Annotated in this window: 9 protein-coding genes and 1 pseudogene; 8 read left to right on the forward strand and 2 right to left on the reverse strand. The window is 72.5% G+C overall.

The window, feature by feature from the left end; translation table 11 throughout:
• Positions 1–1,506: 1,506 nt before the first annotated feature.
• Entirely contained in the window at positions 1,507–1,992 is a 486-nt protein-coding gene (locus ABZ374_RS39670; RefSeq protein WP_360321387.1) for a DoxX family protein, read from the forward strand.
• A 31-nt stretch (positions 1,993–2,023) separates the two neighbouring features.
• On the opposite strand, the gene ABZ374_RS39675 is transcribed toward ABZ374_RS39670, so the two are convergent.
• Positions 2,024–3,661 carry a PucR family transcriptional regulator gene (locus tag ABZ374_RS39675; protein WP_360321390.1) on the reverse strand — a complete coding sequence of 546 codons (1,638 nt, stop codon included), beginning with the start codon at positions 3,659–3,661 and terminating at the stop codon, positions 2,024–2,026.
• A gap of 165 nt (positions 3,662–3,826) precedes the next feature.
• Here ABZ374_RS39675 and ABZ374_RS39680 point away from each other — a divergent pair, with 165 nt between their 5' ends.
• The 6 genes from ABZ374_RS39680 (at position 3,827) to ABZ374_RS39705 (ending at position 10,433) form a co-directional block, all read left to right on the forward strand.
• The gene (locus tag ABZ374_RS39680) at positions 3,827–5,383 is read left to right on the forward strand and encodes a cytosine permease (protein ID WP_360321393.1); all 1,557 of its coding nucleotides are present in this window, start codon (positions 3,827–3,829) and stop codon (positions 5,381–5,383) included.
• A 1-nt stretch (position 5,384) separates the two neighbouring features.
• Positions 5,385–6,329 carry a nitrilase-related carbon-nitrogen hydrolase gene (locus tag ABZ374_RS39685; RefSeq protein WP_360321396.1) on the forward strand — a complete coding sequence of 315 codons (945 nt, stop codon included), beginning with the start codon at positions 5,385–5,387 and terminating at the stop codon, positions 6,327–6,329.
• A complete protein-coding gene (speB, locus tag ABZ374_RS39690; RefSeq protein ID WP_360321399.1) occupies positions 6,326–7,288 on the forward strand; it encodes an agmatinase in 963 nt (320 codons plus the stop codon). Before ABZ374_RS39685 ends, speB begins: the two co-directional genes overlap by 4 nt.
• A 155-nt stretch (positions 7,289–7,443) precedes the next feature.
• A complete protein-coding gene (locus ABZ374_RS39695) occupies positions 7,444–8,415 on the forward strand; it encodes an aldo/keto reductase (protein ID WP_360321402.1) in 972 nt (323 codons plus the stop codon).
• A gap of 123 nt (positions 8,416–8,538) precedes the next feature.
• Positions 8,539–9,321 carry a polyprenyl diphosphate synthase gene (gene uppS / locus ABZ374_RS39700; RefSeq protein WP_360321405.1) on the forward strand — a complete coding sequence of 261 codons (783 nt, stop codon included), beginning with the start codon at positions 8,539–8,541 and terminating at the stop codon, positions 9,319–9,321.
• Between the two features lie 227 nt (positions 9,322–9,548).
• Positions 9,549–10,433: an SAM-dependent methyltransferase gene (locus ABZ374_RS39705; RefSeq protein WP_360321408.1), complete on the forward strand. Its 885-nt coding sequence runs from the start codon at positions 9,549–9,551 to the stop codon at positions 10,431–10,433.
• Here ABZ374_RS39705 and ABZ374_RS39710 read toward each other — a convergent pair.
• Positions 10,418–10,597 (reverse strand): hypothetical protein, encoded by a 180-nt coding sequence (locus tag ABZ374_RS39710; RefSeq protein WP_360321411.1) that lies wholly within the window; start codon positions 10,595–10,597, stop codon positions 10,418–10,420. The two genes, ABZ374_RS39705 and ABZ374_RS39710, sit on opposite strands and share 16 nt — an antisense overlap.
• A 59-nt stretch (positions 10,598–10,656) precedes the next feature.
• Between ABZ374_RS39710 and ABZ374_RS39715 the strand changes: the two are divergent.
• Positions 10,657–10,725, forward strand: a pseudogene (locus ABZ374_RS39715) (MarC family protein); the annotation flags it as partial.

A 10,725-nucleotide genomic window follows, 5' to 3' on the forward strand; every position in this document is an offset into this window, starting at 1 on the left:
GGCGTGCTCCCGCCCGGGGTTGCGGGCGCGTGCGTGGAGCGGTACTCGCAGGCCGAGCGGCGGGTGCACAAGGGTGCCGGTCGTGGCCACCGGAGCGGTTCGCGTCGGCGACGTGCGGGGGAGTGCGGAGTAATCGCAACACGGGCTGGAATCCCTGAACGATGGTCGGTGGGAGGGGGGATGCGCCGGAGGCGGACCCGAGGGGCGGTCCACCGGCGACGCACACGGTCGACGGGCACGGCGTGGGCGCGAGCCGGGTGCGTGGGCCTCGGCCTTCCGGGCCGGCGGCATCCGGCGCCGGCAGCGCCCGGGGCGGCCGGCTCGAATACCACCAAGGCGAGCAAAACGGCCGGTAGCGGCACTTCCGCTTCCGGTTCGGAAACGGTCCGCGCGCCCTGTGCCGGCGGCGGCCCGGTCCGGGTGCTCGACCGGCGGCCGTCCGTGCCCGCGTCATGCACGATCGGGAGCGGCGCGCATCGGCTAGGTCGCGTGCGGGAGCCGGCTCATCCGAGGTGAACTCCCGGGTGCGAAAGTGGTGTTCGCGTCCCGACTCGGCGTCCTCGGACAGCGCACCGACCGCCGTGGGATCGTTCGGCCGCGAGCCTTCGACGCAAAAACGCCCATGAACGGATCACTCCTCGCAAGGGGGTGCGGGGTCGACCAGGAAACGCCCGATCGCGGGTAGGGCAACTGTTCGCATCGGTGCGCACACACACTGTCCCTGCGAATCCACCCGACGTCAAACGAAACTTGGGTGATATCGCGCCTCTGTTGTCACCGGCGTGATCAAGACCGACTCCCCTTGCTCCCGCGGTGGTTCGGCGCCGGAGGCACATCGACGCGGCCCGGCCGAGGGCGATCGGGTGCGCGGGCCGGGCCCGCCACCTGCCGATCGGGCGCGCGAGAGCCGGCCCGACGCACCGATATGGGTGCCCGAGAGCAGGTCCAACAGGCCGATATCGGACGCCCCAGGTGTGCCACAACGCCGGGACGGCAGCGGCGAGTTCGCGCCAATCTCGACCGGCCGGCTCGGCAACTCCGGTACCGGGATGGTCGATCGGCCCCGCCCATCCCTCCCGGATCGGTGCTCGGCCTTCTCCGTGCGGGACTTCGCGGAAAATCCCGACGAGTCGACGAGTCGATCGGGACAAGGAACGAAGCAAAGATCGAATTCGGCCGCCGGCCCCCGAGCGGCGGCCGATCTTGTGACCGATACCTACAACACATGGGGGCTGCGACCGGCGCCCAGTAGGGGCCATCGCCGCACACCGCTCCCGGGGACGGCTCCGCCCGACCGGGGAGCGGTGTGCGGCCGCGGTCGGCGCGGGGGAGGGTGCCCGGGGGCGGTCGGGCGCGGGTGAGGGTCACCATCCGCGGCGCGGTGTCCACCGGGAGCCTGTTGCCATTTTGTGCCGGTTGCGGAGGACGGCATTGTCGGCGTCGGGACCGCCCATCAACACTGGTCTGGACCAATCTCCCGCACTCCGTCCCCCCAGGAGCCGTCCGATGTCACCAGTTCCCGTCCCGCACGCCGCCATCGAATCCGTCAAACCCCACGTTCTGGGCCTGTTCCGGATCGTCGTCGGACTGCTCTTCCTGTGCCACGGCACCGCCTCGCTGTTCGGCTTCCCGGACAGCGGGCGGGGCACCATATCCGCCGGCGAATGGCCGGGTTGGTATGCGGCCGTCATTCAACTCGTGGGTGGTGGCCTGGTGTTGCTCGGCCTGGGCACGCGGGCGGCCGCGTTCGTCTCGTCCGGGTCGATGGCCTACGCCTACTTCACCGAGCACCAGAAGCTGGACCTGTGGCCGATCCAGAACGGTGGTGAGGCCTCCGCGATGTTCTGCTGGTCGATGTTGCTGATCGTGGTGTTCGGGTCGGGCAGCTTCGCCCTGGAGCGGCTGCTGGCGCGTGGCGGCGCCGACGCCTCGACCGCGCCCGCCGAGTCCGCGCCGGCCACGCGGCCCAGGGTGCGCAGGGTCGTCGGCTGACCATGGGTCGGCGCCCGGGGACGGCGGGCGATCAGCTCGGACTGTCGCGGCGGATGCGGGCCGCCAGCCACAGATCGAAGCGATCGTCGCCGTCCTCCGGGCGCCGACCGGTCAGCCGCATCGCCTTGTCCACCCGATTGCGCACGGTGTGCCGATGCACGTCCAGCCGGCGACTCGTCTCGTCCCAGGACCCGCCGGTCTCCAGCCAGGTGGCCAGCGTCGCCGCCAATTCGCCGCTCGGATCGGCCGCGTCGATCGGCCCCAGCACCGCGTCCGCGTAGCCGGCCAACGTGCGGGCGTCGGCCAGGCCGAGCAGCAGTCTGCTCGCGGTGCCGTGCCGGGCCTCCACCGGCTGCCCGGCGGCCCGGCTCACCGCGAGCAGGCTGCGTGCCTGGCGGATCGAGGCCCCGGCCGCCTCCGCCGCGCCGGCCGGCCCGATGCCCGCCGGCCGGCCGGGCGCGAACCGGCCCAGCACCGCCCGTACGTCCAGTTCCGCACCCAACACCGCCTCCACCGCGCCGCCGGCCACCCGGACCAGACCGCCGGGCACAGCCAACGCCAGGTCGGCGGCGAGTTCGGCGGCGTCGGCCTGCGCGCCGTCCGCGCCCGCCGGGTCCACCCGCGCCGGGTCGGCGGCCGGCCCCACCACCACCCCCCGCACCTCGTCCGCCGCCAGCCCCGCGGCGGCCAGCACGTCACGCGCCTGCTCGGCGGTGGTCCCCGGGGCGAGCAGCCGGCCCAGCAGCGCGGCCCGCCGCCGGCGCACCGGCTCGTCGGCCAGATGCCGGCGCTCCAACTCCAGCGACAGCAGCGACACCAGGCCGGACACCAGCAGCCGGGCCGCCGACTCGACCGGACCGGCCAGGACCAACAGCCCGCGCAGCCGCCGGGCGCCCAACGGCTGCACCTCCAACCGCAGCCCCCGCGCGTCGCTGCTGCTGCCGCTGCCGTGCAGGCCCCGCGCGGCCACCCGGCGGAGCAGGTCGCCACTCGCCGCCAGCAGCGCCACCGCGTCCGCCGACCCGTCGGCCCCCGGTGCCTCCGGCGGCCCGGCCAGACTGTCCGCGACCAGGCGGCCCACCGGGTCGGCGACGATCGCGTCCACCCCCGTCGCCGCCCGCCAGGCGCGCAGCGTGGCCAGCACGCCGTTGCCGGAGGCCGCCGCGATGGTCAGCCGGCGCTGCGCCTCGAACGCGTGCTCCAGGGCCAACCGCTGTCGGGCGGCCCGGGCCTCGAACACCGCCTTGGTGACCGCGATGAACGGCACCTCGTCCGGCACGGTCAACAACGGCAGGCCGGCCGCCCGCGCCGCCCGGATCAGCGGCTCCGGGGCCCGCTGGTGCGGCAGCTCCCGGCCCAGGCCCAGCACCAGGGCGCACGCACCCGCGTCCGCGACGTCACGTACATAAGCGGTGCAGTCCGCGTCGGTCATCGGCAGCAGCAGGCCGATCGTCATCAGCAGCTCGCCGCCCTGGAGCCAGTGGCCCGGGGTGAGCAGCTCGGACACGTGCGCGGCCTCGACCCGCCGATCCAGGTGTTCGGCCCCGGCGGCGACCGCCAGGTGCAGGTCGGGCAGGGCGACCAGGTCGGCGATCCGCAACACGCCGGAGAAATCGGGCATCGCGGATCGGCCGGACGGCGCGGCGGGTGGAGTCGTCGACGGGGACATGGACATAGTGTCCACCCATCAGGATCAGATTCGACATGATATCGATCGTTTACGGTTGTTAACCGGGCGTACCTTCAAGCGTCATCCCACCGAACCACGCGTCGCCTCACCGGCCGTCGTCCCCGACGCGTCGACCGCACAGGACGCAGGACCGCAGGAGAGCCCATGGACGCCACCAGGCCACCGCGCGCGGCCCCCGCCACCGGCAGCTCCGCCGCCCGCGCCGCCGTCCCCGCGGCGCCCGGTCCCGCCGCCGGCCGCGGAGCCGACACCGCTGTGCGATCCGACGCCGGCGGGCGCCCCGGCGGCGTGGCCATCGAGACCCGCTCGATCGACTACGTCCCGGCCCGGGAGCGGCACGGCAAGGTGTGGCACCAGGGTCCGTTCTGGTTCACCGGCAACTTCGTGCTCACCACGATGGTCACCGGGTTCATCGGACCCGCCCTGGGTCTGGGGCTGGGCTGGTCGGTGTTGGCCGTGGTGCTGGGCGCCTGCTTCGGCACCTTCTTCATGGCCTTCCACGCCAACCAGGGCCCGCGGATGGGCCTGCCGCAGATGATCCAGTCGCGCGCCCAGTTCGGCATCCGCGGCGCGATCGTGCCCTTCGTCGCGGTCGTCTTCGTCTACGTCGGCTTCAACGTGTTCAACGTGGTGCTGGCCACCGAGGGCCTGCAGACCGTGCTGCCCGGCGGCTCGACGTTGTGGTACGCGGTGCTGATCTCGATCGCGATCGTGCTCGCCGTGGTCGGCCACGACCTGCTGCACCTGGTCCAGCGCTGGCTGACGTACGCGCTGATCGCCGTCTTCGGCGTGCTCAGCATCGGTGCGATGGTCAACCTCGACGTGGCCACGCCCGCCACCGGTGGCGGCATGTCCTGGACGGCCTTCCTGGTGGTCTTCTCCGGCGCGGCCGGCTACCAGATCAGCTACGCCGTCTACGTCTCGGACTACTCCCGCTACCTGCCCGCCGACGTGCCCGCCCGCAAGGTGATCTGGTGGACGTACGCGGGCGCCGCCGGCTCGGCCGCCTGGCTCATGTCGCTGGGCGCACTGCTCGCGTCCGCGCTGCCGGACCCGAACGCGATCGACGCGGTCCGCAAGGTGGGCAACGACATCATGCCCGGCTTCGGCACCTTCGCCGTGCTGGTCTCCTCGCTCGCGCTGATCAGCATCATGGCGGTGAACGCGTACGGCGCGATGCTCACCACCACCAGCGCCATCGACGCCTTCCGGCCGGTTCGGCCGACGGTGCGCGTCCGGGTGGCCGGGATCGTGGCGATCGAGGCGATCGTCTTCGTGGTCGCGATCGTGCTCCCGGACGACTACCTGGGCAGCTTCAACGACTTCGTGCTCATGATGCTCTACTTCCTGATCCCGTGGACCGCGGTGAATCTGGTCGACTTCTACCTGGTGCGTCGCGGGCACTACGCGGTGACCGCGATCTTCGACCCGCGCGGCATCTACGGCCGCTGGTCCTGGCGCGGACTGACCGCCTACACGGTCGGCTTCGCCGCGATGATCCCGTTCTTCAAGACCAGCTTCTTCACCGGCCCGGTGGCCGACGCACTCGACGGCGCGGACCTGTCCTTCGTGGTCGGGCTGCTGGTCGGCGGCGCGCTGTACGCGTGGCTGTGCCGTGACCTGGACCTGACCGCCGAACGCGCCGCCGAACGCGCGAGCGAGGCCGAACTGGAAGGCGCGGACGCGCCGTCGGGGGTGTGAGATGACCGAGACGGTGGTCGCCTGCGCGCAACTCGCGCTGTCCGTGGGCGACGTGGCGGGCAATCGCCGGGCCGCGCTGGCCGCGATCGAACGCGCCGCGGCGGCCGGAGCCGACGTGCTGGTCCTGCCCGAACTGGTCAACAGCGGCTACGTGATGCGCGACGCGGCCGAGGCGGCGGCGCTCGCCGAGCCGGTCGACGGGCCGACCGTGACCGGTTGGGTCGAGGCGGCCCGGCGGCACGACCTGATCGTGGTCGGCGGCTTCGCCGAGCGGGACGCCGACGGGGCGATCCGCAACTCGGCGGTGCTGGTCGACCCGAGCGGCGTGCGGGCTTGCTACCGCAAGGCACATCTGTGGGGCCGGGAGGCGGAACTGTTCGTCCCCGGACACGAGTTGCCACCCGTGGTGGACACCGCGGCGGGGCGGATCGCGGTGTTGGTCTGTTACGACGTGGAGTTCCCCGAGTGGGTGCGCACCGCGACACTGCGCCACGCGGATCTGCTGTGCGCGCCGGTGAACTGGCCGTTCGCGCCCAGGCCCGCCGACGAGCGGCCCGCGGAGGACATCCGGGTGCAGGCGAACGCCGCGGTGAACCGGGTGTTCATCGCCGCGTGCGATCGCGCCGGACCCGAACGCGGCACCTCGTGGGTCGGCGGCTCGATCATCGTCGACCCGGACGGCTTCCCGCTCGCCGGGCCACCCGCCGAGGACGCCGAACACCTGCTGCTCGCCCGCTGCCGACTCGCCGACGCGCGGGACAAGCGGATCGGCGCACACAACGACGTGTTCGCCGACCGCAGGCCCGAGCTGTACGGGCCGATCCTGACGCCGCCGGCCGACCCGGCCGCCGCGTCGCACGCGCGGGCCGCCGACGCGGGGGAGCGCGCAGCCGACCCGACCCTTGCCTCGAACGACCGCACCACCACCGAAAGGACCGAGCGATGACCGGCGCTCCGCAGGGCCCCATCGACGCCACCCGCGTACCGCGTTTCGCGGGACCCACCACCTTCGCGCGGCTGCCGCGTGCCGACGAGGTCGAGCACGTGGACGTCGCGGTGGTCGGGGTCCCCTTCGACAGCGGCGTCAGCTACCGACCCGGCGCCCGGTTCGGCCCCGCGCACGTGCGGGCCTCCTCCAAGCTGCTGCGGCCCTACAACCCGGCCCTGGACGTCTCGCCGTTCGCCGAACAGCAGGTCGCCGACGCGGGCGACATCGCGGTCAACCCGTTCGACATCGCCGCCGCGATCGCCGACCTGGAGCAGGCCGCCCGGGAGTTCGCCGCCCGCGGCACCCGGTTGCTGACCATCGGCGGCGACCACACCATCGCGCTGCCGCTGCTGCGCGCGGTGGCCGCCGAGCACGGCCCGGTCGCCGTGGTGCACTTCGACGCGCACCTGGACACGTGGGACACCTACTTCGGCGAGCCGTACACGCACGGCACGCCGTTCCGCCGGGCGTCCGAGGAGGGCCTGCTGGACCCGGCCCGCTGCCTGCACGTGGGCATCCGCGGACCGCTGTACGGGCCCGACGACCTGCGTCAGGACGGCGTGCTGGGCTTCCAGGTCGTGCACAGCGACGACTATCAGGACGCCACGGTGGCCTCGGTGGTGGAGCGCATGCGCCGCCGACTGGGCACCGGTCCGGTCTACGTCTCGGTGGACATCGACGTGCTCGACCCGGCCCACGCGCCCGGTACCGGAACGCCGGAGGCGGGTGGTCTGACCAGCCGCGAACTGCTCAACACGCTGCGCGGACTGGTCGGCCTGGACGTGGTCGGCGCGGACATCGTCGAGGTCGCGCCCGCCTACGACCACGCGGAATTGACCGGCATCGCCGCCGCGCACGTGGGCTACGAACTGTTGTCCGTGCTGGCCCGCAACCGCCGCGACGGCCTGCCCGACTGAGCGCACGCCACCACCACCGGGCCGCATCCGTCGCACGGGTGCGCGGCGACCGCTCACGGGGGCGGTCGCCGCGCGGGATATCTTCGTGAACGTCGCGGCCGGTGGGTCGCGGGGGAACTCGAAGGTATGCGGCAGCAGGAAAGGGACGGCACCGGATGCAATACGTGAAGCTCGGCAGCACGGGGTTGGACGTTTCGCGGATCAGCCTCGGCTGCATGAGCTACGGCGTGCCGGAACGCGGTACACACCCGTGGACGTTGCCCGAGGAGGCGTCCCGACCGCTGATCCGGCAGGCCGTCGAGGCGGGCATCAACTTCTTCGACACGGCCAACGTCTATTCCGACGGCACCAGCGAGGAGATCGTCGGCCGCGCCCTGAAGGACTTCGCCCGGCGCGACGAGATCGTGATCGCGACCAAGCTCAACGGTCGGATGCGGCCCGGACCCAACGCGGCCGGGCTGTCCCGCAAGGCCGTGCTGACCGAGATCGACAACTCCCTGCGCCGGCTGGGCACGGACTACGTGGACCTCTACCAGATCCACCGCTGGGACGCGGCGACCCCGATCGAGGAGACGCTCGAAGCGCTGCACGACGTGGTCAAGGCGGGCAAGGCGCGTTACATCGGGGCCTCCTCGATGTACGCCTGGCAGTTCGCCAAGGCCCAGTACACCGCCGAGCGGCACGGCTGGACCAGGTTCGTCTCGATGCAGAACCACCTCAACCTGCTCTACCGCGAGGAGGAGCGGGAGATGATGCCGCTGTGCGCCGACCAGGGGGTGGGCGTGATCCCGTGGAGCCCGCTGGCCCGGGGCCGACTCACCCGCGACTGGGGCGCGGACAGCGCGCGCAGCGAGACCGACGACTTCGGGAAGACCCTGTACGGCGAGGCGGATCGCCCGATCGTCGAAGCGGTCGCCGAGATCGCCGAGGAGCGTGGGGTCTCCCGCGCCCGGATCGCCCTGGCCTGGCTCGCCGATCGTCCCGGCGTGACCGCCCCGATCATCGGCGCTACCAAGCCCGGCCACATCGAGGACGCGGTGGCCGCCCTCTCCATCACCCTCACCGACCCCGAAACCAGCCGCCTGGAAAGCCCCTACACGCCCCGCCCGATCGCAGGCTTCGCCTGACCCGCGCCACCGTCGCCGTACGGGGCGTCGAAGGGAGCACTCCGGCCTCGTGCCGGGGCAATCTTCACAAAACCTCCCCCCGTGCGGCTTCGGTCGGGCGGGGTGGGCTGGTTTGCTGACGGCATGATCCGGATCATCCGCAACGCCGCCTACCGCCTGTACGCCGGTCGCCTGCGCGCCGGTCTCGCCAAGGACACGCTCCCGAATCACGTCGCCCTGGTGATCGACGGCAACCGCCGGTGGGCCCGGGCGATGGGCTACGAGAACCCGAGCGTGGGGCACCGACGCGGGGCCGAACACGTACACGAGGTCCTGGGCTGGTGCGAGGAGTTGGGCATCACCCGGGCCACCGTCTTCCTGGCCTCGACGGACAACCTGCGCAAACGTCCGGCAGGCGAGGTCGACTACCTGGCCCGGGTGATCGAGGAGGTCGTGGTCGGCGGGGTGACCGAGCCGGGCAACGTCTGGCGCCTGCACCCGGCGGGCCGACTCGACGCGCTGCCGGACTCGACCCGGGACGCGCTCAAGCTCGCGGCGGACGTCACCGGCACCCGCACGGCCGGCTTCGAGTTGACCGTCGCGGTCGGGTACGACGGGCGGGACGAGATCGTCGACGCGATCCGCTCGTTGCTGGACCACGAGGCACGCGCGGGTGCGACCCTGGACGACGTCGCGAGCCGGTTCACCGCCGACGACATCGCCGCCCACCTGTACACGGGCGGCCGGCCCGACCCGGACCTGGTGATCCGCACCAGCGGCGAAATGCGCATGTCCGGCTTCCTCCTCTGGCAGGCCGCCTACTCGGAGCTCTACTTCTGCGACCTGAACTGGCCCGCCTTCCGCAAGATCGACTTCCTCCGCGCACTGCGCGCCTACAGCGCCCGCACCCGCAGATTCGGCCGCTGATCGCCGGCACACGAGGCACCGGCATCCACCGGCGGGCCCGCCGCCGGCCGTTCCCGCGGTAGGGCCGCCGGCGGGAACTCCGTTGTGTGGCACGGGAGGTGGGGATGTGGGGGGCGGGTGTAACAGTCGGGGTACGGAGTAGGGGGGCGCGGGGTCGGGGCGGGCGGGGTGGATACGCTGCTGTGCGCGGGTCGTCCCGCGTGCGTCGGATCCGATCGGGGGGAAACGTGTCGGATGAGTGGCGAGTGCCGTCGAGTGGTGGGGTCGACGACCGGCCGGAGGAACCGGAGGCGTGGGCGCCTACCGGTATCGATGTGGGTGTGCCCAGCGTCGCACGGGTCTACGACGCGATATTGGGCGGTAAGGACCACTTCGCCGTGGATCGGGTGATCGCCGACAAGGCGATGGCCGCGATGCCCAATGCCCGGGTCGGCGCCAGGCTGAACCGGGCGGTCCTCGAACGCGGTGTGCGGTACATGGCCGAGTGCGGCATCGACCAATTCCTGGACCTGGGCTCGGGGTTGCCCACCGTGCGCAACACCCACGAGGTGGCCCGGGAGCACAACCCCGAGGCGCGCGTCGTCTACGTCGACAACGACCCGATCGTACTCGCGCACGGGCGCGCACTGTTGGCCGAGAACGACCGTACCCGGGTGGTGACCGCCGACGTGCGCGATGCCCGGGACGTGCTCTCCCGACCGGAGGTCGCCGAACTCCTGGACCTGGAGCGGCCGGTGGGGCTGCTCCTGCTGGCGGTGCTGCACCATCTCGCGGACGAGGACGACCCGGCCGGACTGGTCCGGGCCTACCGCGAGGCGTTGGCCCCGGGAAGCTTCGTGTTCATCACGCACTTCAGTGATGCCACGCCCGAGGGGCGGGAGTTGGAGCGGCTGTTCCTGTCCACCCTGGGCAGCGGGCGGTTCCGCAGCCGGGAGACGATCGAGAGCTTCTTCGAGGGCACCGAACCGGTCGAGCCGGGCGTGGTCTTCCTGCCGCACTGGCGCCCGGACACGCCGGTACGGGACGAATCGGCGTACGCGGGCCTGACCATGCTCGGCGGTTTGGGCCGCGTGCCGGACGGGCGTCCGGGGCGGGCTCACAGCCGGTCGTAGATGTCCACGAGTCGACCCGGCACCTCCGAGGCCGTGTCGACGGCGTCGGTGTCCAGGTGGCCGAGGCTCGTGTGCAGGGCGTCCAGCAGGAACGCCTTGCGTTCCTCGTGGCGACGCCGGCCGGTGTCGGTCAGGGCCACCACAGCCGGGAGCCGGCCCGACACGCGAACACCCCGCCGAGGGCCGTGGCCTCGGCGGGGCCTTCGTCACCCTCTTCGTGATCATGGACCCGCCCGGCATCATCCCGCTGTACCTGAGTTTCACCGGTGGCCGACCCCAGGCCGTGCGCAAG

It is taken from the genome of Embleya sp. NPDC005971 (assembly GCF_040629175.1).
GTDB lineage: Bacteria > Actinomycetota > Actinomycetes > Streptomycetales > Streptomycetaceae > Embleya.